Consider the following 25828-nt stretch of genomic DNA (forward strand, 5'->3'; position numbering starts at 1 on the left):
TATACAATTATAAATACAATCCTGTTCACACATTCGCGGTGCGCCTGATGCGCCCCCGCCTCACGTCCCTTTGGCTTCACGCTGAGATGGCAACACAAGGCAGATGAGATGAGAAACTTCGAGACCACCGGGCGCTCCCTGGCTGTCGGGCGCGCGGGGATGGCCGCCACGTCCCACCCCGCGGCGACCCTCGCGGCGGTGGAGATTTTGAAGACCGGCGGCAATGCCATGGACGCCGCCATTGGTGCCTGCGCCGTGCAGTGCGTGGTGGAGCCCGGCTCCACGGGCATCGGTGGCGACTGCTTTGCGCTTTACGCACCCGAGGGCTCGACCGACGTCGTGGCCTATAATGGTTCCGGCCGCCTGCCCGCCGCCGCCACATGGGATGCGCTTGCAACAGGCAATGCCACAGCCATGGAGCGGCACTCCCCCCATGCGGTAAGCGTGCCAGGAGCAGTGGAGGCCTGGGCGCGCCTGAATGCCGACCATGGCCGCATGCCGCTTTGCGAGGTCCTCGCCCCGGCCATTGCCATGGCGCGGGACGGTTATGCCGTGACCCCGCGTGTCGCCTTCGACATGGGCCGGGAACTGGAACTGCTGCGGCGCGACCCCACCGTCCGGGACACATTCCTGGTGGCAGGAGAGGTCCCCGCCGTGGGCGCTCTGCTGCGTCAGCCGCTTCTGGCCGACACGCTGGAGTGCATCGCGCAGGACGGCGCGGCTGGCTTCTATCAAGGCGCCGTCGCCGCCGACATGGTGGACTATCTGCGCGGAAGGGGCGGCCTCCATACCCTGGAGGATTTCGCCGAGGCGCGGGGGGAATATGTCTCCCCGATCACGACCACCTATCGCGGCCGCACCATCTATGAATGCCCGCCCAACGGGCAGGGTGTGGTGGTGCTGCTGATCCTGAACATCCTGAAGCGGTTCGAGGTGAAGGGTGACGCTCTTCACCCCGACACCCTGTTCCTGAAGGCGGAGGCCAGTCGCCTGGCTTATGCCGAGCGGGACGCACTGCTCGCCGATCCCGCCCAGGTGCCGGTGCCGGTGGACGACCTCCTGTCCGACGCGCTGGCCGACAGGCTCGCCGCGCGGATCAAGATGCACCGCGCCAGCGACATCCACCTCCCGGCACCCGCAGTGGAGCACGCCGACACCGTGTATATTTCGGTGGTCGACAAGGCACGCAACACCGTGTCCTTCATCAATTCCGTCTTTAACGCCTTTGGCTCCGGCCTGATGGCCCCCAAGAGTGGCGTATTGTTCCACAACCGGGCGCAGAGCTTCTCCCTGAAAAAGGGGCATCCCAATTGCGTCGCTCCGCGCAAGCGGCCCCTGCACACCATCATCCCCGGCATGGCGGCCGAGAACGGTCGGATCTGCCTGACCTTCGGCGTCATGGGCGGCCATTACCAGGCCATGGGCCACGCCTATTTCCTCTCGGCGGTGTTCGATCACGGGCTCGACCTGCAGGAGGCGGCGGAGCTGCCGCGTCTCTTCCCGCGGCCGGATAATGGCCATGTGGAGATGGAGGGGCGCCTGCGCGCCACGCTCGCGGCCGATTTTGAACGCCGTGGCCTCAAGGTAATCGCCCCGTCCGGCCCCATCGGCGGGGCGCAGGCCATCGCCATCGACTGGCAGAAGGGTGCGCTGTTCGGCGGTTCTGATCCGCGCAAGGACGGCTGCGCCCTCGGCTACTGACCGCCAAAAAAGGTGGCCGGCGCACGCTGCGCCGGCCACCTTCCTTAGCCCAAAGGCGCAGGCTCAGCCCAAGAGCGCGTGCAAGGCGGGCATGGCCGCCGACAGGCCCTTGGCATAGCGTTCCACCGCCTCGTCAATGTCAGCGGCCGTGATGGTGAGCGGCGGCGAGAAGGAATTCACCGCCGCAAAGGGCAGCGCCCGGGTCAGCACGCCCGCCGCGGTGGCGTGCTTGGCCACCAGGCGCTGAGGGGCCGAGCCCGCCGGAAACGCCCGCCGACTGCCCTTCTCCGCCACAAATTCCACCGCTGCCATGAGACCGACGCCGCGCACGTCGCCCACGAACGGGTTCTCGCCCACCGCGTGGCGCAAGTGCTCGACCAGATAGGGTCCAAGCCGTGCCGCATTCTCCACCAGCCCCTCCCCTTCGAGCAGATCGAGATTGGCGAGGGCGATGGCACTGCCCACCGGGTGGCCGGAATAAGTGAAGCCGTGCATGAAGGCGCCCATCTCGGCCGATGTGGCTTCCAGGGTCGACCAGATGCGCTCCGAGACGATGGAGGCGGACATGGGGAAATAGGCGCTCGTGAGCCCCTTGGCCAAGGACACGATGTCCGGGCGCAGACCATAGAGCCCGCTGGCGAAGCAGCAGCCGGTGCGGCCGAAGCCCGTGATCACTTCGTCGGCGATCAGCAGGATGTCGTGGCGGTCCAGCACCGCCTGCACCTTCTCGAAATAGCCCGCCGGCGGCAGGAACACCCCGCCCGTGCCCATGACCGGCTCTGCGATGAAGGCGGCGATGGTGTCCGCCCCTTCCCGCGCGATCAGCGCCTCCAGATCGCCCACCAGGCGATCGGTGAAGGCGTCCTCGCTCTCCCCCGGCTCGGCAAAGCCAAAATAATGCGGGCACGAGGTGTGCAGCACCCCCTCCAGCGGCAGGTCGAAGGCCTTGTGATAGGAGGCGATGCCCGTAAGGCTGCCCGAGGCCAGGGTCACCCCATGATAGGCGCCGATGCGCGAGATGATCTTCTTCTTCAGCGGCTTGCCGCGCAGGTTGTTGTAGTAGCGCACCAGCTTGAAGGCGGTGTCGTTGGCGTCCGACCCCGAGGTGCCAAAGAACACGCGGGCCATGTGCGGCGCCTTCGCCTGCTCCCGGAACAGGGTGAGGAGGCGATCTGCCAGCCGGATCGTGTCCGCGCAGGAGGCGCCCCCGAACAGATGCTGATAGCTCAGGTTGCGCATCGCCTTGGCGCCGGCCTCGGCCAGTTCCTCCCGGCCAAAGCCCACATTCACGCACCACAGGCCGGCGCCCATGTCGATGCGCTCGTCACCGCCATGCGTGGTCACGCGCACCCCTTTCGCCGTGTCGTTGATGGACGGGCCGTCACGCAACAGGTCGGCGATGGATGTGGCGGGGTGAAACAGAGCGGCCTTGTCCAGGTCTTCGAGCGACAGATTGGGAAGGTGGGTCATCGGGTTGGTCCTTGCGGCAAAGGCGTCCGCCGCAGCGCGCGGCGGCCGGTCGCAATCGGTGCGGGAGGGCTGGCGCGGACGGCGAGGCTGCGGAGCCCGCAGCCTCGCCGTGCGCCCATGGCAGCCTGTCACGCATGCCGATTTTGCGATCTGCGATCGCATTAAAGCAGACGCTCGTTCCGGTGCAACGGAAAACCAGAATCGGCGACAAAGTTGTATACGAAAGGGATCGGACCCTTGCCGGCCGGCGCTACAGGATCCATCCTCCCCAAATTGCTCCGCGCGGCGCTTTGGTGAACCATGGCGATCGGGAGGACCGTCATGGCGCGCAAAGGGACGTCGCAGGACGCGGCGAAGACAGGGGTGCAGCCTATTGGCCTGGAGGCGGTGGAGACGGTGCCCTTGCACGAGATCGTCTTCCTGCGCCTGACGCGCGCCCTCATGGCCGGCCAGATCCAGCCGGGCCGCAAGTTGACCTCCCGCAAGCTCGCCCAGGAGCTGGGCACCAGTGACATGCCGGTGCGCGCCGCCTTGGCGCGGCTTCAGGCGCTCAAGGCCCTTGTGGCCCTTCCCAGCGGGTCGCTGACGCTGCCGCCCATGACCCGCGACCGGTTCGCCGATCTCATGAGCACGCGGCTGATCTGCGAGGGGGCAGCCACGGAGATTGCCGCCGACCTCATCACCAAGCCGCAGTTGCGCGCATTGCAGGCGCAACAGGACGCCTTGGTGGTGGCCGCCCGGAACCAGGACATCGCGGTGTTTCTGGCCTGCAATTATGAGTTCAAGTTTCAGGTCTATCGCGCCAGCCGCTCCGCCTCGCTCCTTTTCCTGATCGAAACCCTCTGGCTCCAGGTGGGGCCGTTCCTGCGGCAATTCTCCGGGCGGTTCGACGGCGGCCTCGTGGGCGTGCTCGACCTGGATTTCCACGACGAGGTGCTGCGCGCGCTCTCGCGCGGCGACGGGCCGGCCGCCGCAGCGGCCATGCGCAAGGACATCTCCTCCGGCGGCCAATTCCTCATGCAGCAGGCGGAGTTCGCCTGAAGCGGGAGGCCCGCCCGAAGCGCGGCGCGCCCGGAAGGGACGGCAGCACGTCGGATGACCAAGACATGGTGCCGCCCGAAAATCGGACGGGCGGGTGGCGGCCATGGCGCGAAACATGGAACGCCGCGGGCAATCAAAGCTTCACAGACTTGGAAGAGGCGACCCTGTACGAAAGCCCTCGCAAATGGCGCGGATGACCACGGCGTCGAGTTCAGGCGGCAGATCGTGGCCCATACCTTCGATCAGCCGGTAGACGGCATGGGGGATTGAAATTGCCGTATCGTGCCCGCAGGCGGCCGGTATCAGCGGGTCATCCGCCCCATGAATGACGAGCGCAGGCATGGCAATCGTCGCCAGACGCGCGCGCCGATCTCCGCTCACCGCCATCGCCGCAATCTGACGCGCAGTCCCGGCCGGATCATGACTGTGTCGGGCCTCTTCCAGCAGAAGGGCCCGACAGGCGGCTTCGTCGAGGGGATAGGCCGTCCCCGCGATGCGGCGCGCGAAGGCCAGGCGCACGCTCAAATAGCCGTCGGGATCGACAGCGGGATCGGGGGCAGGACGCATCATCATGGCCATCACGTCCGGCGTGGCCTGCGGCAGACTGGGATTGCCCGTGCTCGACATGATCGAGGTGAGAGACAGCACCCGGTCACCATGTTCACTCGCCAGAATCTGGGCGATCATGCCGCCCATCGACCTCCCGACCACATGAACCCGCCCGATGCCGATCGCATCGAGGAGGCCGATCGCGTCGCCCGCCATATCGGAAAGCGTATAGGGCACGTCGGGCTTACGTCCGGCCATCAGAGCCGACGCCAAGGCGCCAAAATCCGGCTGAGTCGATCCGCTCATATGGGTGGAGCGGCCGGCATCCCGATTGTCGAACCGGACGACCCGATATCCCTGCGCGGCGAGGGCCTCGCAAAAGGATAGGCTCCAGCGGATCATCTGCGCGCCGAGCCCGGAAATCAGCAGGATCGGTTCAGCCGCGGGATCTCCGAAGCTCTCCCAGGCAAGCTCGACCCCATTTGCGGTCACGATATTCATGGCCGCACACCTTCCGTGCTCATGGGAATTGGCATGTCCGAAAGCGGCAGCAAACGGGAGTCGGTCACTGCCGCCACGCGATGACCGAGCCCTGCCAGATATGCTTCGTGGCTGGCGAAGGAGAGGAAGGACGCGACACTGGCCTGGCGGATGAGCATCGCCCGGTCCCACTCTTCGTCGGCGGGGCCGATCAGAAAGGGCCCGCCCTTGCCGAGGAACAGGACATCGCCCCCGCTCTCCCGCAGAAAGGGAAGGGCATGCCGCACGTAGCGATCAAAGGCTTCGGCACCGCTGATCGGGATGTCCGGCGCCAGCTCGGGATGGTCCGAGTAATCGGCAACATCCCTGAACTTCAGCAGATTCAGCATAACGATCGGCCCGGAAAGGCCGCGCTGCACGAACCGCCGCCCCGCTTCCTGCGTGGGCGCCATATATGCCATCGGGTTCGACCTGTTCATCGATCTCCCCCCTCGATCCGCTGAGCCTGGTCGAGGGGCGTGGAAGGCCCAAAGGCAAGGCGTATGGCATAGGCCCGAATGTCCTCCGGCCAAGGGTCCATCTGCTTTTCCAGCCCGACACGGTCGTCCGAGAAAAGGGCGCGCGTGGCCTCCTCGTAGCCGGGCAGGTCGCCGGCGATCGCCTGCATGAAGCGGTACGCGGCCTCCTGGGCCGCTCGTCTTTGCTGGCGAGGATGTTCCACCTTACGGGCCGCGTCCACGAGCCGCCTCAGTGTCACGGATGCACCGCCGGGCTGAACCGACAGCCACTCCCATTGCCGGGGCAGCAACGTCACTTCACGGGCCACCACTCCAAGCTTCGGCCGCCCGCGGCCCCGTTCCGCGGTCTCTGTGGACTCCCCCTCTGGGCTGGCATCTGCTTGTGGGCGATAGCGACCTACAGATGGCATGGCAGGGGCGGAGAGCCGCTGAAGAATCTCCGCATCGCTGCCTCGAAGGTCGAGATCGACCACTTGGCCGGTGGCATCGTCGAACACCAGAACCGCATCCGCGGACCCCGTGGACCGCGCAACCGCAACGGCAACTTGCCCCAGCGGGCCGGACATCAGCACACGCTGTCCTGTGAAAGCCGTGCAAGGTTTGGTGGAGGGATCAGACATGTCGCGTTCATTCCGTGGAATGCGCGATTAATACCCGGATAAAATTATCCCGTCAATTATACCCGGGTAAAATAACTCCCCCGTTCGCCCCGCATCTCATGAGCCAATTCCCCAGGATTGGAGCGCACGCACGGCCGGGACGGATAAGAGATGTTCCCTACGGGCCGCTCTTAGGCGGCCAGGAGCCCGGTTATGCTTTTGCCTCGCCGCCGGCCGGCTTGGACGAACCGCGCTTGCCCGGATCTGCCAGGAAACCTTCGGCCATGACGCGAAACGCCTGTATCGCCTTGGGCAGCGCAACCTGTGGCTCCTGGCTTGCCGCCACCCATAGGGCAGCATTGAAGGCCGCCCCGCTCAGCAGGCGGGCGGCGGCTTCCATATCGACCGGCTTCATCACGCCGTCCTCGATCAGGTCCGCGATCGTCTGCTTGGTCACGGTGAGGCAGGCATTCTGACTGGGCCATTGTGACGGATCTCCAAGGAAAGCCGGCCCGTCGAGCAGCACGATTCTGCGAATTTCGGGATCAAGTGCCATCTCGATATAGGCGGCGCCTTCTGCGAGCAGCCCCTCCCAGGCCGATGCGCTCCCGGCTGCGGCTTGTCGCGCGCGGGCCGCCATCTCGCCGTCCACCTGGGTGACCACGGCGCTCAGCAGGCCCATCTTGTCGCCAAAGCCATGATAGAGCGCGCCCCGGGTGAGCCCGGCCTCCGCGGTGAGCTCGTCCATGGAGGCGGCCGCAAAACCGTGCGCGGCAAAGGCCTTGCGCGCGCATGCGAGCAATCGGGAACGGTTTGCTTCCATCGTTTCCGCACGCCGGGTCCTCGCCACCACTCCCTCCATTCACATACGTCGCGTATCTGATTTTGACACCGAGCCCGCGCCGCACTATCACATACGCAATGTATGCGAATGCACAAACCGCGTCGGATTGTCCATCACGTCATACCGCTCTCCAATTGAAAGGGACCACCCGATGACTCAGCGCCAAGCGATCTTCCCGCCCGGTCGCCACGCCCTTTACCAGGCACACGGCTATTCGGCGGCCGTGAAGGCTGACCGACTTCTCTTCGTGTCCGGTCAGGTGGGCAGTCGCGCCGACGGGTCTGCCGAGCCGGATTTTGAGGCCCAGGTCCGTCAGGCATTCGCCAATCTCGAAGCCACACTGAAGGCGGGCGGATGTGGTTTCGATGATGTCATCGACGTGACGACCTTTCACACCGATCCCGAACATCAGTTCGACACGATCATGGCCGTCAAGAATGACATCTTTCCGGCAGCGCCCTTTCCCACCTGGACGGCGGTCGGCGTCCACTGGCTCGCCGGGTTCGACTTCGAGATCAAGGTGATCGCCCGGATTCCCGACGCCGCCTAGCCGTGCGGTCGCCCGCTCTGCGCCTTAGGAATGGCATGGCAAGCCGCCCTCCCCTTGCGCATCTCAGCGCTGCGGGATGCGCGGCGGCCACCATCGCCGATGCCCTTGTCACGGGTGGCCACCGCCCCTTCATCGGGCGCTGGCCGGGATGCTGTCCGCTCTTCTCAAACACGCTCTGATTGCTAAGCTTGGGCCGCGCGCAACCAACACTTCGGAGAAGCCATGAGCATCGCGGCGGCCGTCGGCTTCGGGCGTGGCATGGTCGCCCTCTGCTCGTTCGCGCTGGCCTTCGGCTTCGCAGCGGCTGCATTTGGGCAGGGTCCCCCCGCCCTTCCTTATGAGGTGACGCCCGGCATTGAACTGGTTGGCCGGGTGCCGTGGGACCACGGGCAAGTGCGCCGCGACCGAGTGACGGCGGAATTGTTTCTGCCGCGCGGCCTCCTCCCCGGGACGCGGGCGCCAGGCCTCGTCATCACGCCATCCAGCGGCGGCATTGCTCCGCATGTCGAGGTATTCTGGGCCGACCGCATGGCGCGTGAAGGTGTTGTGGTTCTAATTGTCGATAGTTTCACCCCGCGCGGCATTCGCAATACCATCGAGGACCAGTCGCAACTGCCCATCAGCCTTTCGGTCGGCGACGCCATTGCCGGTTTGCGATGGCTGAAGGCAGATCCTCGCGTCGATCCGGAGCGAATAGCCATACTCGGCATGTCGAAGGGCGGCATCGTTGCAATGCGAACAGCCTATGTGGAGGAACTGCGCCGCCAAGACGCGGGCCATGATCGTTTCGCAGTCCATCTGGCGATCACTCCTGGATGCGCCACTCAATATGAAGACCCTGCAACGACCGGAGCACCGCTGGTATTCTTGCTGGCCGAGCAAGACGACTACACACCGGTCGCACCTTGCCTTGAGCTGGCCGAGCGAACCCGGATGGCTGGGGGACATGTGCGCCTCGCCGTATACCCTGGGGTCTTCCACAGCATGGAAGGGGTCGGCGGCACCTATCGAGTGAACGCAGAAGGTTGGCGCTGCAGCTTTTTCCAGCGGGATGCGGCGACCTGGGTCGACCGTGAAACCGGACGCGTGCTTCACTTCCCGGAGATCGACGCCTTCGCCAGGGAAAAGTGTCGGATGCCAGGAACATCTGTGACGGTGGGCGGCGATGCGCGGGTCAAGGAGCAACTCACCGCCGATGTCATTCAAATCCTGCGCGAGCAGGGCTTCCTCTTGGACCGCGAAGCCCTATTGGCTGTGGGCTCCTGTGACGGAATGGATAACGAGGCAGTCCGCATCTGCCTTCGCGCTCGCGCTGGATGGGTCGGCGACATGGTGGGCCTTGCCCGCGTGTTGCGGGACGGACGCGGTGCGGAGCGCGATCTCGCCCGCGCCGAGCGCTTGCTGAACCTCGCGGCAGCCCGCGACAATCCGGTAGCCAAATGGGAACTCGCCGCATCCATCCGGCGCGGCCTGACGACCTCCAGCGACAGGTCCTCTGCGGTGCGGCTGGCGCGGGAGGCCGCGATCGCGGGGGAGGCAGCCAGCATGAACCTGCTGGGGGAAATGCTGGCCGATGGCTACGCTGGCGCACCGGACGACCGCGAGGCCCTGCTGTGGTTCGAGCGTGCCGCAGCCCTTCGCAACGCATTTGCCATGGCCAATCTCGGCACATTTCATCGCGATGGGCGGGCAGGACTTTCGGTAGACCCGACGGCTGCCATCGCGTTGTTCGAGCGGTCGGTCTTCCTGCGTAATCCCTGGGGCGCCTTCAACCTCGCGCTTGCCTTGGAAACGGGACGAGGCGTGACGCCCGATCGCAGCCGCGCGATCGCATTCTATCGCATGGCGGCAGATGGGGGCGGAGACACCCGCTATGCCCGTCAAGCAAGGGAGGCGATCACGCGGCTCAGCCAAAGCCCCCAGGGCGATCGAAGCAAGTAACCGGGCCACCGGTCCGGCATGAGAGTGGGGGGTGAGCCGTGGGGGCTGGAGCGTGCCCTCTTCGGCACGACCGAGACGAAACCTCAGCCGCGCCGGGTCCGCCGCCAGGCGGCCGGCGTCACACCGGCGAAGCGGCGGAACACGCGGGTGAAATGGGCCTGGTCGGCAAACCCTGCCGCCACCGCGATCTCCGGCAGCGTCAGGTCGGCATCCGCCAGCATGGCTTCGACCCTCCGCATCCGCGCCCGCATGTGCCACTGATAGGGCGGCACCCCCGTCGCCGCCTTGAAGGCATGGCTGAAATAGGATTGGGACAGGTCGGTCAAGGCGGCCAGTTCCTGGAGGCGGATGTTGCGCAGGCAATTTTCCTCGATGTAGGCGGTGACCCGCCGGATTTGCCGGGCAGAGAGCGCCGAGCGACGCGCGGGCGCCTCGGTTCGGGCGAGTTTCATCAGGTCGATGAACAGCGCCACCACGAGCCCGTCGCCATAGAGGTCATGATGGGCCTCAGGCGCGAGGCACTCCTCGGCGATGAGGCGCGCGATGGCATAGAGCCGCTCGTCCATGAAGGCGAGGCGGGGGGTCGCCAGCCGCTCTCCATCCAGCCGGGTGCCCAGTCGCTCGGAGAGGGCGTCGATGTTGAAATGCAGGTCCAGATGGCGCAGCTCTCCATCGGCCTCGATCCGCGACCACAGCGGCATTTCCGCCGGGACATAGCTCATGTGGAGCGGCGCCCGCGCGCCCTCCACCGCGCCCGACCGGGTGGAGAGCTGGACGCCGGCATGTCGCTTGCCACCCTCCAGCACGACGAAGAGGCGGGCATCCTGCGAAATATAATAGCCGCCGCCGCCGCGGGCGCAGTCCACGTGCCAGACATCCGCCACCACGCCGTTCCACTGGCGCCAGCGCAGGTCTTCGAGCACCCGGATGCCCTCGGTCGCCGATACCATGCGGGGGTGAAAGGTCATGGTCTGGGCCGTCTCTCCTCGCTCCGGTGCCGTAAATGGCCAGCGGCAATTTTTGAATCATTTTGAAGTGTAGCCAAAACACTGATTGGCGAATGCACTTCTGCTATGAGGAGCATTATCGCAACAAAATCCGTCAAACCGCAACAGGAAGGGACAATCCGAGCGTAGATCCCGTTGCTATGAGACGCCGAAGCGCGAGTTTCCAGCGGTGAAACTCAGTTTTGAATTGTTCTTAATTACCGTATTCGGCATTGGGGTTCAGGAATGACTGGGACATCTGGCATGCGACTTCGCACTTTGCTATTGGGCGGTGTGGCGGCTGGAACGGTCCTCTCCACAGGCGGGGCCTATGCCCAGCAGGCGAACCAAATCAATCTCGAGCCGATCAACGTGGAAACCACGCGCGAATCCCCTACCGGGCCCGTGGATGGCTATGTGGCGCACCAGACGCTGACCGGCACCAAGACCGACACGCCCATCATCGAGGTGCCCCAATCCATGTCCGTGGTAACGCGCGACCAGATGGATACCCGCGGGGTGCAGAATGTGGGACAGGCGCTGGAATACACACCCGGCGTGCTCGGCCAGCCGTTCGGCGTCGATCCGCGCTTCGACGCACCCATCATCCGCGGCTTCTCGACCGCCAACAGCCAGTATCTCAACGGCCTGAAGCTCACCCGCGACCAGGGCTCAGTTTCCATCGAACAATATGGCCTGGAGCGCATCGACGTGCTGCGCGGACCGGCATCGGTGCTCTACGGGCAGGGCAATCCGGGCGGCCTCATCGACATGATCAGCAAGCGGCCGACCTTCACCACCTTCGGCGAAGTCCAGGGCGAGATTGGCACCTTCGACCGCTACAGCGGCGCCTTCGATGTGGGCGGCGTATGGGGCCAGGATTTCGCCTACCGCTTCACCGGCCTCGCGCGCCAGTCGGGCACGCAGACCGATTATGTGGACGACAACCGACTGTTCTTCGCGCCGGCCATCACCTGGAAGCCCACCAACGACACCTCCTTCACCGTGCTTGCCAATATTCAGTACGACCGGTCGGGAACGCCTGTCGGCCTGCCGGTGCAATACACCGTGACACCCATCAAGAACCTGCTGTCGACCAGCCTGTTCCTGGGCGATCCCTCCTATGACAGCTCCAACCGCACCATGGCCAGTGTCGGCTACGAGTTCGAGCACAAGCTCAACAGCAACTGGCAGGTGCGCCAGAACGCCCGGTATCTCTGGCTCGATTGGGACTATAACAGCCTCTATTACAGCGGCCTCGACGCTTCCAACCCGGCAGTCGCCCTGCGGGGCTCCTCGCTCAACGAGGAGAACCAGAACACCATCACCATCGACACCCAGGTCCAGGGCGACTTCCAGACCGGTCCGCTCACCCACAAGGTTCTGTTCGGCCTCGACTACCGGCGCTACCACGAGAACGACTTCACGCAGTTCGGCCTCGCGCCCTCCATCAACCTGCTCTATCCCGTCCACAATCAATATGTCTCGGCCACGCCCTGGTACCTGTCTCAGGTCAACGGCACCGTGAGCCAGACCGGGCTCTATGCGCAGGATCAGGTCAGCCTCGGCAACTGGCGCCTGACCGCCGGCATCCGGCACGACTGGGCGACAACCGTCTCCACGACCATCACCAATTTCGGCAACACGGAACAGGATCAGGACGATTCCGCCACCACCGGGCGCATCGGCCTGACCTATCTGTTTGACAATGGCATCGCGCCCTATGTCAGCTACTCGACCTCGTTCGAGCCGGTCATCGGCAACCTGCCGACCACCCTTGGGGGCGGTGCCTTCCAGCCCTCCACGGGCGAGCAGGTTGAGCTTGGCGTGAAGTACCAGCCGGTGGGCTGGAACGGCTTCTTCACGGCTGCCATCTACGATCTCAAGCAGAAGAACGTGTTGTCGTCCGAGCTGATCGACGGCATCAGCTACGAGACGCAGTTGGGCCAGGTGGAGGTCAAGGGCCTCGAACTCTCCGCCACCGCCACGCTGGCTGAAGGCCTCAGCCTGATCGCCAGCTATACCTACATGAACGCCGAAATCACGCAGGGCGAATATGCCGGCAACCGGCCCGCCAACGTGCCGGAGAACATGGCCAACCTCTGGCTGGACTACACCTACAGGACCGGCGCGTGGAGCGGCTTCGGCTTTGGCGGCGGCGTGCGCTATGTGGGCTCGCGCTTCGCGATGGACGACAATTCCATCGCGCTGGATGCCAACACCCTCTTCGATGCCGCCATCCACTACCAGAAGGGGCCGTTCAAGGCCCAGATCAACATCAACAACATCGCCAATGAAACCTATGTGGCGAGCTGCGGGTTCTTCGGCTGCTTTTATGGCGACGGCCGGACCGTGGTGGCGCAGATCAACTACAAATGGTAACCGCACCATCCCCTCCCCCTCTCTGGGAAGCCGCCGGGCTCGCCTTCCGGGCGGGCGGACGGGACATCCTCCACCCGCTGGATCTCAGCCTGGCAGCGGGGCAGGTGCACGGGCTGCTCGGCTCCAACGGCTCGGGCAAGAGCACGCTCATGAAGCTCTTGGCCCGCCAGCAGGTGCCAAGCGCCGGCGAGGTACGGTTCGAGGGGCGCCCGCTCTCCGCGTGGGGCGGGCGGGCCTTTGCCCGCAAGGTCGCCTACATGCCGCAATTCACCCCCGCGGCGGAGGGGATGACCGTGCGCGAACTGGTGGCGCTGGGGCGTTATCCCTGGCACGGCGTGCTCGGCCGGTTCGGGGCTGAGGATGCGGCGGCGGTGGAGGCGGCGCTGCGACGCACCGATCTTCTCGCTTTCTCCAATCGCCTGGTGGACAGCCTTTCCGGCGGCGAGCGGCAACGGGCCTGGCTCGCCCTCATGCTGGCGCAGGGCACGCGCTGCCTGCTGCTCGACGAGCCGACCTCCGCGCTCGACATCGCCCACCAGATCGAGGTGCTCGCCATCGTGCGCGATCTCGCGCGGTCGGGCACCGACATGTCGGTGGTCGTGGTCTTGCATGACATCAACCTTGCGGTGCGCACCTGCGACACGCTGGTGGCCCTGAAGGGCGGACGGCTGATCGCCAAGGGCTCGCCACGGGACATCATGGAGCCGGCGACGCTGCGCGACATTTATGGCTTGCCGATCGGCGTCATGCCGCATCCGGTCACCGGCGCTCCCCTGGGATACGTGCTGTGACCGCCCTGACCCGCCGCGCGCTGCTCGCCGGCGCCCTCGTGGCGGCGGCCGGGCCCGCACGCGCCAGCGCGCCGCGCGTCGCCACCCTGGACTGGGCGCTGCTGGAGACCCTGCTGGCCATGGGCATCGTGCCGGTGGCGGCGGCGGAGCTGGTCCTGTTCCGCGCCGTGGCGGTGGAGCCGCCGGTGCCGGACAGCGTGCGGGACATTGGCCTGCGAGGGCTGCCGAGCTTCGAGGCGCTGCGGCTTGCCGCTCCCGATCTCATCTTCAGCTCCGCCTTCTATGCCCTGTCGGAACCGCATTTGCGCCTGATCGCGCGGGTGGAGACCATCACCATCTACGAGCGGGGCGGCGCGCCGCTGGCACGGGCACGGCAGGCGGCGCTCCGCCTCGCCGAAGCCTGCGGACGGCCCGCGGCGGGGCCGGGCCTTGTGGCGCGCACCGAACAGGGGCTGGACGCGTGCCGACGCGCGGTGGCGCCCCATGCCGGGCGCCCCTTACTGGTCATCAACCTGGGTGATGCCCGCCATTTCCGCGTCTTCGGCCGCGACAGCATCTTCGGCGAGGTGCTGGACCGCCTCGGCCTTGCCAATGCCTGGACCGGCAACACCTCCTATTCCGCCTCCGCCCCCGTGGGGCTGGAGGCGCTGGCGGCCTATCCGGATGCGGGTCTTGTCATCCTGCCCCCGGTGCCGCCCGACGCGCAGCGCGTGCTGCCCCAGAGCGCCCTGTGGCGGGCCTTGCCCAGCGTCCGGGACCGGCAGGTGCGGGTGCTGGCGCCAGTCAATCCGTTCGGCGGCCTGCCGACGGCGGAGCGCTTCGCCCGCCTGCTAGTGGCGAGCCTCGCCGCGCCGGAGGGATCGGGCCTTGGCTGACATGAGCCTTCCAAGCGCGCGCTCGCCCCGTCATGGGGCGCCTGTCTGGGCGGGCTTGTGCGCGCTCGCGACGGGCCTCTTCCTCGCCACCCTCCTGCGCCGTCCCGACCTGCCGGGGGACACCGAGACGGCGCGCCGTCTCGCGGATGTTCTCATCTGGCACAGCCTCCTGCCCCGTGCCGCGACCGCGCTGCTGGCGGGCGCGGCGCTGGGCCTGTCCGGCGCGCTGCTCCAACGGGTGCTGCGCAATCCCATCGCCGACCCCTCCACCCTCGGCATCGCCTCCGGCGCGCAGCTTGCCCTCACTTTGTCCCTCGGCTTCGCGCCCGGGCTGCTCGGCTGGTCCCGGGAGGGCGTGGCCTTCGCCGGCGGGGCCGTCGCCGTCTCGCTGGTGCTCGCCATGAGCCTGAGGCGGCGGCTCGATCCCGTCACCGTGGTCATTTCCGGCATGACGGTCTCGCTGATGGCGGCGGCGGCCGCCTCGGCCATCGTCCTGGCGCGCGGGGAATATGTGCTCTCGGTCTTCATCTGGGGGGCGGGGTCGCTCCATCAGCAGAACTGGTCGGGCGCGCTCTCCATCGGCGCCAGCCTCCTGGCGGGCGGTGCCCTCGCCGCCCTGCTCACGCGGCCGCTGGCGGTCCTCAGCCTTGACGATGCAGGCGCGCGCAGCCTCGGCGTCGCGCTGCTGGCGGTGCGGATGGCGGTGATCGGGATTGCCGTTGCGCTGGCCGCAACCGTGATTTCCCAGGTGGGCGTCATCGGCTTCGTGGGCCTCGCCGCCCCCGCCTTCGCGCGCATCTCGGGCGCGCGCACCCCCGCACATATGCTGCTGCGCGCGCCGCTGATCGGCGCCCTGCTGCTGTCCATCGCGGACGGGCTGGTGCAGGTGCTGGGCGGTGCGACGGGCGACGCCATGCCCACCGGCGCGGTGGTGGGGCTCATCGGCGGTCCCGTCCTGCTCCGGCTGCTGCCGCGCGTGACGGCCACCACGCCGCCCGCACCGGCGTCCGGCGCGGACCAGCGCCGCCTGGCCCGGCCGGGTCGCGCGCTGCTCCTCCTGGGCGCGTGTACCGTGGGACTGGGCGCTCTCTCCCTTGTCTTCGGCAGCGACGGGCATGGCTGGTTTCTCGCCACCGGCCCCCTGATCGACGACCTCCTTCCCTTCCGCGCGCCGCGCATCGTGGCCGCCGCCATGGCGGGCGGGCTGCTGGGCGCGGCCGGCGCCCTGCTTCAGCGCCTCACCGGCAATCCGCTGGCCGGTCCGGAAGTGCTGGGCGTGAGCGCGGGCGGCGGCGCGGGCATGGCGCTTGCGCTGGTGCTGCTGGATGCCCCCGGCATCGGCGTGCTCATGGCGGCGAGCGCGGCCGGAGCGCTGGCCGCGCTCCTGTTCATCCTCGCCATCGGCGCCTGGACCGGATTTGGGCCGGAGCGGATGCTGCTCGCCGGGGTGGCGCTCGGCTGCATGTGCCTCGCCATTCTTTCCGCGGTATTTGCCACCGGCGGTTGGAGCACATTCCTGCTGCTGGCCTGGCTCGCCGGCAGCACCGACCGGGTGGGCATGAGCGAGGCGGCCATTCTCGCTGGTGGCGGCATCGTGCTGCTCGCGCCGCTGCCGCTGCTTGCCCGCTGGCTGGAGATTCTCCCGCTGGGCGGGCCGACCGGCCGCGCCTTGGGCCTGCCGCTCACCGCGAGCCGGCTCGTCCTGTCGCTGCTGGCGGCGCTGATGACCGCGCTTGCCAGCTTCTTCGTTGGCCCGCTCAGCCTGGCGGGGCTGCTGGCGCCGCATCTGGCGCGGCTTTTAGGGTTCATGCGGCCGCTCCCCTTCCTGGCGGCCTCGGTGCTGCTCGGCGCGGTCCTGCTCATCCTCGCCGACTGGCTGGGGCGCAACGTCGCCTTCCCCTATCAGATCCCCGTGGGCTTCTTCGCCGCCTTGATCGGCGGCCCCTATCTCATCTTCCTGCTCCAGCGTGGAGGCGCACGCCATGGCTGACACCCTCACGGCCCGCGCGCAGGTGCGCCTCCCCGACCCGCTCGCCACCATCCGCGCCCTGGAGCTCCATTTCGCAGGCCATGCGGCGGTGCGTTCAACCGGAGAGGGGGCGGTGGTGGAGGCGCCGCAGTTCGGCCGCCTTACGCTGCATGCGCAGGGCGACACTTTCATCGCCGCGTGCGAGAGCCCAAACACCGCCGCGCTCGGGTTTCTCAAAATGGTCACGGCCGAGGGCTTCATCCGGACCGCACCGCGCGGCTGCGAGGCCCTGGTTTGGACCGGCGACGGCACCGATGGGGGCCTGCCCTTCTTCCGCGCCATGGAGGTGGTGGCGAGCCACTTTGTGACGCCGCGCCTGCGCCGCGTGATCCTGCGCGGCGACGCGGCGCACTTTTCCGGGCCCGGCCTGCATGTGCGCGTGCTGATCCCGCCGCGCGGGCGCAGGCCGGTCTGGCCGCATGCGGGGGCGGACGGTCGCATCGTCTTTCCGGAGGGCGCAGACGCGCTGGTGCCGCGCGTCTATACGGTCCGGGCGGTGGACACGGTGGCCGGCACCATCGCCATCGACGCCGTGCTCCACGAGGGCGAAAGCCCCGGCGCCACCTGGGCGCGGGAGGCGGAACCGGGCGATGCGGTAGGCCTGCTCGGCCCCGGCGGTGCCCGGCCCGAGCCGGCGGACTGGAACCTGTTTGCAGGCGACGAGACCGCGCTGCCGGCGATCGCCCGCCTGCTGGAAGACCTGCCGGCGCAGAGCCTGGCGGTGGTGCGCATTGAGGTTGCGGATGCGGCCGAGCAACAGGTTCTCGCCACACCTGCCCGGCTGGACCTGCGCTATCTTACCCGCGACGGCCGCCCGGCGGGGGGCGCGGGCCTGCTGCCGGCGACAATCCGTGGGCTCACTTTTCCGGCGGACCTGACAACCGCCCGCGCCTTTGTCGGCTGCGAGCAGGCCGAGGCCCGGGAAATCCGCCGCTTCCTCACAAAGGAGGCCGGCTTCGACAAGGCGCACCGCATGGTCGCCGCCTACTGGCGCCTCGGCCATGCTGGCGTGGACATCGGGGACTGAGACAGCGTAGCAAGCAGCCATGACCATCCTGAAGCAGTTCGCCGCCTATTACGCGCCGTACCGGGGCCTGTTCCTGCTGGATTTCTCCTGCGCGATCCTCTCAGGCCTGCTGGAGCTGGGCTTTCCCATGGCGGTGGCCCTGTTCGTGGACCACCTTCTGCCCACGCAGGACTGGGGGCTCATCGTCGCCGCCGCCATCGGCCTGCTGGCGATCTATCTCATCAATACCGGGTTGATGGCCATCGTGACCTATTGGGGGCACATGCTCGGCATCAACATTGAGACCGAGATGCGCCGGCGCGCCTTCGACCATGTGCAGAAGCTGTCCTTCTCGTTCTTCGACAACCACAAGACCGGCCATCTGGTCGCCAAGCTGACGAAGAATCTCGAGGAGGTCGGCGAGGTCGCCCATCACGGGCCGGAGGACGTGTTCCTGGCGGTCATGACCTTCATCGGCGCCTTCGTGCTGATGCTGACGGTCAATGTGCATCTGGCGCTGGTCACCGGCGCCATCGTGCCGGTCGTGGCGTGGGCGACCACCCATTACGGGCGGGAGATGACGGAGAATTTCCGCACCCTGTTCGGCCGGGTCGGCGCCTTCAATGCGCGGATCGAGGAGAATGTGGGCGGCATCCGCGTGGTGCAGGCATTTGCGAACGAGGACCATGAGCGCCAATTGTTCGCCGCCGACAACGGCCTCTACCGCACCACCAAGCTTGCCGCCTACAAGCTGATGGCCGGCAATCTGGCGCTGAGCTATCTGGGCATGCGCCTGACGCAGGTGGTTGTGATGCTGGCGGGCACCTGGTTCGTTATCCGGGGTGATCTCAGCAATGGCGGCTTCGTCAGCTTCCTGCTGCTGGTGGGCGTGTTCTTCCGGCCCCTGGAGAAGATCGCCGCCGTGGTGGAAATCTATCCCAAGGGGATTGCCGGCTTCCGCTCCTATCTGGACTTCCTCGCCACCCGGCCGGACGTGGCTGACCGCCCCGGCGCACGACCGCTCGGCGCCGTGCGGGGCGACATCCGCTATGAGGATGTGAGCTTCGGCTACACCTCCGGCAAGACGGTGCTGAACCATCTCACCGTCCACATCCGGGCGGGCGAGACGGTGGCCTTCGTCGGCCCCTCGGGTGCCGGCAAGACCACGCTGTGCTCGCTGCTGCCGCGCTTCTACGAGCCCACCGCCGGGCGCATCACCATCGATGGCATCGACGTGCGCGACGTGACCCTCGCCTCGCTCCGCCGCAGCATCGGCATCGTGCAGCAGGACGTGTTCCTGTTCGCCGGCACCATCCGCGAGAACATCGCCTATGGCCGGCTCGACGCCGATGAGACAGCCATCCGCGAGGCCGCGCGCAAGGCCCGGCTGGACGAAATGATCGCCGGCCTACCGGCGGGGCTCGACACCCTCATCGGCGAACGCGGCGTGAAGCTGTCCGGCGGCCAGAAGCAGCGGCTCGCCATCGCCCGCATGTTTCTGAAGGACCCGCCCATCCTGATCCTGGACGAGGCCACCTCGGCGCTCGATAGCGAGACGGAATTCGAGATCCAGAAGGCGCTGGCCGCGCTCTCCCAAGGGCGCACCACGCTGGTGATCGCCCATCGCCTCTCCACCGTGCGAAATGCCGACCGCATCATTGTCGTGACGCGGGAAGGCGTCGCAGAACAGGGGGCCCATCGCGACCTGATGGCCGCGGGCGGCCTCTATTCACGGCTGGTGCAGACGCAGTTCGCGGTCTGAACGCCGGCCCTCCGGTGCTGCCGGGGGGGGGCCGACCGAGCGGACCCAACCCAGGCGGGAGTGCGAACCGTCGCCTCCTCCACATTCTTGGCGGGGCGACATCTGTCCTCGGAACGGAACTCGTGCTCACGCTCTGGCACCGCCAGGCCGCGTCCGGAACGGTCAGCTTCGCCGCTTCCGCCGCGCCGCGCGCTTGAGCCACCATATGCCGACGCCGGTGATCGACAGGCCGGCCACCACGAGCCCCATGACAGCGATGAGGATGCGCCCCGGCAGGCCGGCGATCCGGCCGCTATGGACGGGAAACTGAAGCTGGAGGAAGGTGTCTCCCGCCGTGCCCGCACCGGGGACCACCTCTCCCATGGGCGCGGCGGTGCGGCCGTCGAGATAGAGCCAGGGGCTCGTCATCATATCCTCGCCGCTGCCGAACCGGACGCCGAACAGGCCGAAGGCTGGCGAATAGAAGACATAGGTTGGCGGCATGTCCCAGCCGCGTGCGCGCCCCTCCACCTGTGCCCGGGCCATCACCACGTCATAGGACAGGCTCCGCGGCAGCGGCTGAGGCAACAGGGGGCCAGCGAAGGGCGTCGGCGTGAGCGGCGAGAAAAGCTGGACCACCGGCTCGAATACCTGCGTGCGCAGGTTCATGGCGATGGAGGACACGGCCAGCACCATGAGCACCGCGAACAGCCACAGGCCGGCGGCGCGGTGCCAGTCGAGATTCAGGCGGAAGGCACTGCCGCCCTTGATGGTGAAGGCGGTGCGCCACTTGCGGAAGAAGGGACGGCCAAGGGGGAATGTCAGCGCCGCGCCGATGAAGCCATCGACCAGCCAGAACAGCGCCACGATGCCCATGACCAGCACGCCCAGGGCACCCGGCAGGCTGAGGCTGTGGTGGAAGTTGTAGAGGAAGGGGATGAGATGCGCCCGTGAGAAGCAGCAGGCGCCCCAGACGCGCGCGCCAAGGATCTCCCCGCTCACGGGATCAAGGCTGAACCAATCCGCCGACGGCTCCCCCTCCCGCGCCATGGCGCGAAGTTCCACCGCTCCGCCCGCCATGGGCTCAAGGCTGACGGACCACACCGACAGGAGCGGGTCGCGTGCCTCGACCTTGGCCGCCAATGCCTCGGGCGACAGAGCGGGGCCTTTCGCCGTCGCGGCGTAGAAGGCGGGATTGAGCAGCGCGTCCAATTCGCGGTTGAACGCGATCACGCTGCCCGTCAGCCCCGCGAGCGTGAGGAACAGGGCCGTGGTGAGACCGATGCACCGATGCACCAGCACCAGCACGGGCCGCACCTTGAAGGTGCGGCCGGCCGGCGGGGACGCGGCGCTGTTCTTCGCAGGCACGCGCCGAGAGCCCGGCATCACCAGCGATAGGCCAGCGTGCCGTAGACGGTGCGGCGCGTGCCGTAGATGACCGAATTCCAGTAGAAGCCGGGGGTGTAATAGTCGGTGTCGAACAGGTTGGTGGCGGCGATGGAGAGCGAGGCGCCCTTCAGCCGGCGGTCCAGTTCGCCAAGGTCATATTTCAGCGCCGCATCAACCAGCGTGTAGCCGGGCACTTTCACCTGCGCGCCGGAGACGGTCTCCATCACCGCATAGGAACTGCCCACATAGCGCACGCCGGCGCCCAGGCCGAGACCGTTCAGCGGGCCGTCGCGGAAGGTGTAGTAGCCCCAGAGCGAGGCGGCATTCTGCGGCACGCCGGCCGGCACGGTGCCCACCTTCGAGGCGCCGTATTCGTTGGGATTGTCCTTGGTCACCTCGGCATCGAGATAGGTGTAGGAGGCGACCACGTCCAGATTGGCCGTGAGCTGCGCCTTGGCCTCCAGTTCCAGGCCCCGCACCCGCACCTCGCCATCCTGGATGGAATAGCCGTAATTGACCGGGTCGTTGGTCAGCACATTCTGCTGTGTGATCTGGAACACCGAGGCCGTGAACAGCCCCCGGAAGCCTGTCGGCTCGAACTTGATGCCGGCTTCATACTGCTCGCCCGTGGTGGGCTGGAAGGAATTGCCCTCGAAATCCGTGCCCGCCTGCGGAAGGAAGGAGGTGGAATAGCTGGCATAGGGCATCAGGCCATTGTCGAACTTGTAGCCGAGCCCCGCCCGCCAGGTGAAGGCGGAGTCGTTGGCGATGGCCTCTTGATCGGTGAAGCCATAGTCCGCCAGCAGGGTGCGGGAATTGAAATTGTATTCCTCGTTGCGCACCCAGTCCTGCCGCCCGCTCAGCGTGAGCAGCCAGTTGCCCAGCTTCATCTGGTCCTGCGCATAGACGCCCACCTGCAGCACCTTGCTCTGCGTGTCCGACCAGGGCAGGCCGAACGTATAGGGGAAGTCGTAATTGGGGGCAAAAATGCTGATGGCGTTGTAATTGGTGGAATTGGTGCGGGTCTCGGTGGAGTTGTAGTATCCGCCATCCACGCCGAAGAGCAGCTCATGGGCGACAGGGCCGGTATCGAAATTCCCGGTCAGCCTGTTGTCGATGAGGACGCTGTCTGCCGTCTTCGGGCGCAATTGGACGCCCACATTGATGTATTGGCCGTCGACCACCGCCAACGTCGCATCCCAGCCCCAGGCGGAATTGTAGTCCACCTCCGAATGGGAATAGCGGGCGTTCTGCTGGAAGCGCCAGCCGCTGTCGAATTCGTGCTTGAACTCATAGCCGACGGAGGAGGTCTCCACGTTCCAGTCAGTAAAACCGGGCGCGCCGAGATAGAGGCTCGGCGAGATCTTCGGACCGAGGTTGAAGATGGTGTTGGCCATGGGCAGGCTCTGCTCGGAGCCGCCCTTTTCCGTCTTCTGGTAGGAGGCCAGCACGGTGAGGCTGGTCTGGGCATTGGGCTGCCAGGTGACGGCGGGCGCGAAATAGATGCGGTTGTCCGGCGAAAAATCGATCTGGGTGCCGCTGTCGCGGAACAGGCCGGTGAAGCGGTAGAGCCAGGTGCCATCAGCCGTCGCCGGACCGCCGATGTCGAAGGCGCCCTGCAGGCGGTCGAAGCTGCCGCCGAGCAGTTCGATCTCGCGCATGGGAAGGGCGGTTGGCCGCTTGGTGATGGCATCCACGAAGCCGCCCGGCACGCCCGCGCCATAGAGCGCCGAGGACGGTCCCTTCACCACATCGATCCGTTCAAGGCCATATGTCTCGATGTCGGAATCATAGGCGTTGAAGCCGGCGCGCAGGCCGTCGCGATAATAGGCGGCCTGGTTGATGGCGCGGAAGCCGCGCATATAGATGTCCGGCATGCCCTGACCGCCGGGATAGTCCACAACCCGCACGCCGGGGGTGTAGGCGACGGCGGAATTGAAGTCCTGGACGCCGCGTTGAACCATCTCCGCCTGCGTCACCACGCTCACCGACTGGGGAATGTCGATGAGGGGCGTGTTCGTCTTGGTGCCGGCACTGGTGGCGAGCGCCACGATCTGCTGGTCGTCGGCAGCGCCGGTGACATCGATGGTCCCAAGCGCGATGGCGCCGTCCACGTCCGCACTGCCCAGATTGGGGGCGCTGATGGTCACCGTGTTGCTGCGCGTGAAGCGATAAAGCAGGCCGGTGCCCTGGAGCAGGCGCGCGATGGCCGCGTCCGGCGTATAGGCGCCGCTCAGGCCGGGGCTCCTGCGCCCGGCCACGAGGTCAGACGGGAACAGCAAGCGCAGCCCGGCCTTGTCGGCGAAAGCGGTGAGCGCCGTCCCGAGATCCTGGGGCGGGATGTTGAACGATATGGCGGCCGATGGCGTGCCCTGCGCGTGGGCCGGCGCCGGCAGCAGGGCACCCAAGGCAAGGGTCATCGCCACCGATGCCAGCCAGTTCATTCGTCCCGCCGCCCGTGCGCGTCCCCCACCCATCTGCAAAGCTCCCTTCCGCGGCGCGCGGCAGGCAGCCGTCATGCGCTTCAGAAGCAAGGACGAAACGAGCGCGGGGAACTTGCAGCGTCGGGCACGAATTTTCTCCCGCGCGGCGCGAGTCAGAGGATGACGTTCAGCAGCGGCAAGCGCAGCACGCGCACCGGCAGGGTCTGCTCGATGGTCTCCAGCACCGATTGCGGGTCGTTGAGATCGAACACGCCGGTCACCTCCAGAGCCTTCAGTCTGCGGCCCGCGATCACGATTTGGGTGTGCGTGTGCCGCCGAAGCTCACTGACCACGTCTTCCAGGGGGCGCCGATTGAAGATGAGCTTCCCGCGCCGCCAGGCGGTCGCCATGCCCGCATCGATGCCTTGGGGGGCGGTGATGCCGCCCAGGTCGTATCGCACGGTCTGGTCGGCCCGCATGGTCGTGCCGTCCGGTGGTCCTCCGTCGATGCCCACCGCCACGACGCCTTCCACCACGGTCACCGCGACGCTTTCCGCGCGCATGTCCACGTCGAACACGGTACCCACGGCCCGCGTCCAGCCATTGGCGGCCGCGACGACAAAGGGCCGGGCGGGGTCGGGCATCACCGTGAACAGCGCCTGGCCTTCCAGCAGCCTGATGCCGCGGCGCGGGCCGGAATAGTCCAGCGCCAAGCCGGTGCTGGAGTTCAGCCAGGCCCGCGAGCCGTCGGGCAGCACCACTTCGCGCGCTTCGCCCACCCCGGTGGAATAGTCGGCCATCATGCGCCGGCGCAGCGGACCGGACGCCGTGGCGGCGAGCCCAAAAGCGGCGATGACGCCGCCGGCCATAAAGGCGCGGCGGGTTGTCCGGCCGTGTCCCGCCCTCCCCTCCGCGCGTACACGCCCGCCAGCGGTGCCCAGCCCATCCCACAAGGCTTCGGCTTCCTGCGCCGCCGCCTCGTGCGCCGGGCTCAGCGCGCGCCAGGCCCGGAAGCCGTCGCGCTCGGTCGTTCCGGCCACGCCGGAATGCAGGCGCACCACCCAGTCGATGGCCTGGTCGCTCAGGGCGATGTCCGCTCGGGGTGGGTGGCGCGAAACGCTCATTGGGCACGAGCTTGATGGTTCAGAGCGCCCGCAGGCTGTCGCGGCAATGACGCAGGGCCTGGGCCAAATACTTCGCCACCATACTCTGGGACACGCAAAGGCGCGACGCGATTTCCGAATGGGAGAGGCCGTCGCATCGGTTGAGCAGCAGCGCGGTGCGCGGCTTTGCGGGCAGCGCCATGAGCGCATGCACCAGCGCGCGCAACTCGTCGCGGTGAAGGGCATAGGCTTCCGGGGATGGGGTCTGGTCGGCGATCTCGCGCAGCACGCTCTCATCGCTGAGGCACCGGGAGGCGTGGCGCTGCTCCCGCCGCAGGAGGTCGATGGCGATGTTGCCGGCGAGGCGGAGCAGGTAGGCGTGCTTGTCCTGTATGGTCGCCGGCTGCTCGGCCATGGTGGCAAGGCGCAGCCAGGTTTCCTGAAGGGCCTCTTCCGCCAGGTCCCGTGATCCGGTGCGACGGCTGAGATGCCCGCGCAGGGTCCTCCACTGGTGCATGTAAGCCAGCATCAGATCAGAGGACATTGAAGGTGCCAGCGTCATTGAAATCTGGTCAATTCAGATCATTCCGGATCCCACGATACTTAGGGAAACGAACACCCACCCGCAATCGCTATGATTTAGAGTAATAATAGATGTAAGAAACCTTGGCCTGCCGCGAGGGGAGGCGGAGGCAGCCCTCTCGAGCTGTGGCCTGGAATGCGGACCTTGATGGCGTGCTCGCCGAGGCTCCCCGGGGGTACGGGACACGCTCCCCCCCTCCCGCGCGGCGTCCGGCAATGCCCCCCTTAGCACTACTTTGGCATATTTTTAGATCGGATCGGTCTGAGGCAGTGTGGGCATCGTATTTTCGGCGACTGTTCGAGCCTGGCGATGATGGCCGCGCGGATCGCCGGCAGGGTGGGCTGGGGTGGCGGACCCTGGTTTCTTTTTTTCCCGCTTCGCCTGAGTGAGGCGGCGGGATTGGAGGAAGGCATAGGCGATCATGGTCATGAGTGCATGCCGGTGAAGCCCCTTCCATGATCGTCCCTCGAAGTGATCGAGGCCGAGTTCCTCCTTCAGTTGCTGATGCGCCTGTGGCCTGCTGCCGGTTCTGTGGACACGAGGTTAAGCTAATTTAGCTCGTTCCTCGAACTCGACGGGGCTGAGATAGCCCAGTGTCGAGTGCCTGCGTCGGCGATTATAGAAGCGTTCGATGTAGTCGAACACGTCCGCTCTCGCGTCATCCCTCGTCCTGTAGACCTTGCGGGCTGTCCGCTCGGTTTTCAGCGACGAGAAGAAGCTCTCCATCGCAGCATTGTCCCAGACGTTGCCCGACCGGCTCATCGAACAGGTGATGCCATGGTCGGCCATCAGTCGCTGGAACTGCTCGCTCGTATATTGACTGCCCT

Annotated in this window: 21 protein-coding genes and 1 pseudogene; 10 read left to right on the forward strand and 12 right to left on the reverse strand. The window is 66.8% G+C overall.

Annotated features, from left to right (window positions below; all coding sequences use genetic code 11):
- The first annotated feature begins 108 nt into the window (after positions 1-108).
- The gene (locus tag ACT54L_RS16225; RefSeq protein ID WP_476086667.1) at positions 109-1701 is read left to right on the forward strand and encodes a gamma-glutamyltransferase family protein; all 1593 of its coding nucleotides are present in this window, start codon (positions 109-111) and stop codon (positions 1699-1701) included.
- 63 nt (positions 1702-1764) lie between these two features.
- Here the strand turns inward: ACT54L_RS16225 and ACT54L_RS16230 are convergent, their stop codons facing one another.
- Positions 1765-3171 carry an aminotransferase gene (locus ACT54L_RS16230; protein WP_476086668.1) on the reverse strand — a complete coding sequence of 469 codons (1407 nt, stop codon included), beginning with the start codon at positions 3169-3171 and terminating at the stop codon, positions 1765-1767.
- 321 nt (positions 3172-3492) lie between these two features.
- Between ACT54L_RS16230 and ACT54L_RS16235 the strand changes: the two genes are divergently transcribed.
- Positions 3493-4212 (forward strand): GntR family transcriptional regulator, encoded by a 720-nt coding sequence (locus ACT54L_RS16235; protein WP_476086669.1) that lies wholly within the window; start codon positions 3493-3495, stop codon positions 4210-4212.
- A gap of 141 nt (positions 4213-4353) precedes the next feature.
- Here the strand turns inward: ACT54L_RS16235 and ACT54L_RS16240 are convergent, their stop codons facing one another.
- The 4 genes from ACT54L_RS16240 to ACT54L_RS16255 form a co-directional block, all read right to left on the reverse strand.
- Positions 4354-5262 (reverse strand): alpha/beta fold hydrolase, encoded by a 909-nt coding sequence (locus ACT54L_RS16240; protein ID WP_476086670.1) that lies wholly within the window; start codon positions 5260-5262, stop codon positions 4354-4356.
- Positions 5259-5720 carry a DUF1330 domain-containing protein gene (locus ACT54L_RS16245; RefSeq protein WP_476086671.1) on the reverse strand — a complete coding sequence of 154 codons (462 nt, stop codon included), beginning with the start codon at positions 5718-5720 and terminating at the stop codon, positions 5259-5261. Before ACT54L_RS16245 ends, ACT54L_RS16240 begins: the two co-directional genes overlap by 4 nt.
- A complete protein-coding gene (locus ACT54L_RS16250; protein WP_476086672.1) occupies positions 5717-6379 on the reverse strand; it encodes a DUF2239 family protein in 663 nt (220 codons plus the stop codon). The genes ACT54L_RS16245 and ACT54L_RS16250 overlap by 4 nt, the downstream gene beginning before the upstream one ends.
- A gap of 190 nt (positions 6380-6569) precedes the next feature.
- Complete coding sequence (locus tag ACT54L_RS16255; RefSeq protein ID WP_476086696.1) at positions 6570-7181, reverse strand: TetR/AcrR family transcriptional regulator; 612 nt, start codon at positions 7179-7181, stop codon at positions 6570-6572.
- 172 nt (positions 7182-7353) lie between these two features.
- Here ACT54L_RS16255 and ACT54L_RS16260 point away from each other — a divergent pair, with 172 nt between their 5' ends.
- Both ACT54L_RS16260 and ACT54L_RS16265 read left to right on the forward strand, forming a co-directional pair.
- Entirely contained in the window at positions 7354-7752 is a 399-nt protein-coding gene (locus ACT54L_RS16260; protein ID WP_476086673.1) for a RidA family protein, read from the forward strand.
- 222 nt (positions 7753-7974) lie between these two features.
- Positions 7975-9693, forward strand: a complete 1719-nt coding sequence (locus ACT54L_RS16265) for a dienelactone hydrolase family protein (protein ID WP_476086674.1) — start codon at positions 7975-7977, stop codon at positions 9691-9693.
- Positions 9694-9776: 83 nt separating this feature from the next.
- Here ACT54L_RS16265 and ACT54L_RS16270 read toward each other — a convergent pair whose 3' ends face one another.
- A complete protein-coding gene (locus ACT54L_RS16270; RefSeq protein ID WP_476086675.1) occupies positions 9777-10661 on the reverse strand; it encodes a helix-turn-helix domain-containing protein in 885 nt (294 codons plus the stop codon).
- Between the two features lie 282 nt (positions 10662-10943).
- Between ACT54L_RS16270 and ACT54L_RS16275 the strand changes: the two genes are divergently transcribed.
- From ACT54L_RS16275 to ACT54L_RS16300, 6 genes are read left to right on the forward strand one after another with little or no spacing between them, the layout of a single operon-like run.
- Positions 10944-13061 carry a TonB-dependent siderophore receptor gene (locus tag ACT54L_RS16275; protein WP_476086676.1) on the forward strand — a complete coding sequence of 706 codons (2118 nt, stop codon included), beginning with the start codon at positions 10944-10946 and terminating at the stop codon, positions 13059-13061.
- The gene (locus ACT54L_RS16280) at positions 13055-13852 is read left to right on the forward strand and encodes an ATP-binding cassette domain-containing protein (RefSeq protein ID WP_476086677.1); all 798 of its coding nucleotides are present in this window, start codon (positions 13055-13057) and stop codon (positions 13850-13852) included. Before ACT54L_RS16275 ends, ACT54L_RS16280 begins: the two co-directional genes overlap by 7 nt.
- Positions 13849-14727 (forward strand): ABC transporter substrate-binding protein, encoded by an 879-nt coding sequence (locus ACT54L_RS16285; protein ID WP_476086678.1) that lies wholly within the window; start codon positions 13849-13851, stop codon positions 14725-14727. The genes ACT54L_RS16280 and ACT54L_RS16285 overlap by 4 nt, the downstream gene beginning before the upstream one ends.
- A gap of 1 nt (position 14728) precedes the next feature.
- Complete coding sequence (gene fhuB, locus ACT54L_RS16290; protein WP_476086679.1) at positions 14729-16717, forward strand: Fe(3+)-hydroxamate ABC transporter permease FhuB; 1989 nt, start codon at positions 14729-14731, stop codon at positions 16715-16717.
- Positions 16710-17783: an SIP domain-containing protein gene (locus tag ACT54L_RS16295; RefSeq protein WP_476086680.1), complete on the forward strand. Its 1074-nt coding sequence runs from the start codon at positions 16710-16712 to the stop codon at positions 17781-17783. The genes fhuB and ACT54L_RS16295 overlap by 8 nt, the downstream gene beginning before the upstream one ends.
- 25 nt (positions 17784-17808) lie before the next feature.
- On the forward strand, positions 17809-19524 hold the full coding sequence (locus ACT54L_RS16300) for an ABC transporter ATP-binding protein (protein WP_476086697.1): 1716 nt from the start codon (positions 17809-17811) through the stop codon (positions 19522-19524).
- A 162-nt stretch (positions 19525-19686) separates the two neighbouring features.
- Here ACT54L_RS16300 and ACT54L_RS16305 read toward each other — a convergent pair whose 3' ends face one another.
- The 6 genes and pseudogenes from ACT54L_RS16305 to ACT54L_RS16330 all read right to left on the reverse strand — a co-directional run.
- Complete coding sequence (locus ACT54L_RS16305; RefSeq protein WP_476086681.1) at positions 19687-20871, reverse strand: PepSY-associated TM helix domain-containing protein; 1185 nt, start codon at positions 20869-20871, stop codon at positions 19687-19689.
- 17 nt (positions 20872-20888) lie between these two features.
- Entirely contained in the window at positions 20889-23336 is a 2448-nt protein-coding gene (locus tag ACT54L_RS16310; protein ID WP_476086682.1) for a TonB-dependent siderophore receptor, read from the reverse strand.
- A 152-nt stretch (positions 23337-23488) separates the two neighbouring features.
- Entirely contained in the window at positions 23489-24439 is a 951-nt protein-coding gene (locus tag ACT54L_RS16315; RefSeq protein WP_476086683.1) for a FecR family protein, read from the reverse strand.
- A 19-nt stretch (positions 24440-24458) separates the two neighbouring features.
- Positions 24459-24962, reverse strand: coding sequence for an RNA polymerase sigma factor (locus tag ACT54L_RS16320; protein ID WP_476086684.1), 504 nt, complete (start codon positions 24960-24962; stop codon positions 24459-24461).
- A gap of 285 nt (positions 24963-25247) precedes the next feature.
- Positions 25248-25514 (reverse strand): annotated as a pseudogene (locus ACT54L_RS16325) (IS701 family transposase); the annotation flags it as partial.
- Positions 25515-25544: 30 nt separating this feature from the next.
- Positions 25545-25828 (reverse strand): integrase core domain-containing protein (locus ACT54L_RS16330; protein ID WP_476086685.1); only part of this gene is annotated, 284 nt, incomplete at its 5' end.

The sequence above is a fragment of the Aquabacter sp. DMC10 genome, from assembly GCF_056314145.1.

Bases quoted from the DNA above. Each gene is read 5' to 3' on its own strand.
- ACT54L_RS16320 (WP_476086684.1), bottom strand. From the start codon at position 24,962: ATGTCCTCTGATCTGATGCTGGCTTACATGCACCAGTGGAGGACCCTG.
- ACT54L_RS16280 (WP_476086677.1), top strand. From the start codon at position 13,055: ATGGTAACCGCACCATCCCCTCCCCCTCTCTGGGAAGCCGCCGGGCTC.
- ACT54L_RS16245 (WP_476086671.1), bottom strand. From the start codon at position 5,720: ATGAACAGGTCGAACCCGATGGCATATATGGCGCCCACGCAGGAAGCG.
- ACT54L_RS16255 (WP_476086696.1), bottom strand. From the start codon at position 7,181: ATGGAAGCAAACCGTTCCCGATTGCTCGCATGCGCGCGCAAGGCCTTT.
- ACT54L_RS16275 (WP_476086676.1), top strand. From the start codon at position 10,944: ATGCGACTTCGCACTTTGCTATTGGGCGGTGTGGCGGCTGGAACGGTC.
- ACT54L_RS16230 (WP_476086668.1), bottom strand. From the start codon at position 3,171: ATGACCCACCTTCCCAATCTGTCGCTCGAAGACCTGGACAAGGCCGCT.
- ACT54L_RS16260 (WP_476086673.1), top strand. From the start codon at position 7,354: ATGACTCAGCGCCAAGCGATCTTCCCGCCCGGTCGCCACGCCCTTTAC.
- ACT54L_RS16240 (WP_476086670.1), bottom strand. From the start codon at position 5,262: ATGAATATCGTGACCGCAAATGGGGTCGAGCTTGCCTGGGAGAGCTTC.
- ACT54L_RS16295 (WP_476086680.1), top strand. From the start codon at position 16,710: ATGGCTGACACCCTCACGGCCCGCGCGCAGGTGCGCCTCCCCGACCCG.
- ACT54L_RS16265 (WP_476086674.1), top strand. From the start codon at position 7,975: ATGAGCATCGCGGCGGCCGTCGGCTTCGGGCGTGGCATGGTCGCCCTC.
- ACT54L_RS16270 (WP_476086675.1), bottom strand. From the start codon at position 10,661: ATGACCTTTCACCCCCGCATGGTATCGGCGACCGAGGGCATCCGGGTG.
- fhuB (WP_476086679.1), top strand. From the start codon at position 14,729: ATGAGCCTTCCAAGCGCGCGCTCGCCCCGTCATGGGGCGCCTGTCTGG.
- ACT54L_RS16225 (WP_476086667.1), top strand. From the start codon at position 109: ATGAGAAACTTCGAGACCACCGGGCGCTCCCTGGCTGTCGGGCGCGCG.
- ACT54L_RS16235 (WP_476086669.1), top strand. From the start codon at position 3,493: ATGGCGCGCAAAGGGACGTCGCAGGACGCGGCGAAGACAGGGGTGCAG.
- ACT54L_RS16310 (WP_476086682.1), bottom strand. From the start codon at position 23,336: ATGAACTGGCTGGCATCGGTGGCGATGACCCTTGCCTTGGGTGCCCTG.
- ACT54L_RS16250 (WP_476086672.1), bottom strand. From the start codon at position 6,379: ATGTCTGATCCCTCCACCAAACCTTGCACGGCTTTCACAGGACAGCGT.
- ACT54L_RS16315 (WP_476086683.1), bottom strand. From the start codon at position 24,439: ATGAGCGTTTCGCGCCACCCACCCCGAGCGGACATCGCCCTGAGCGAC.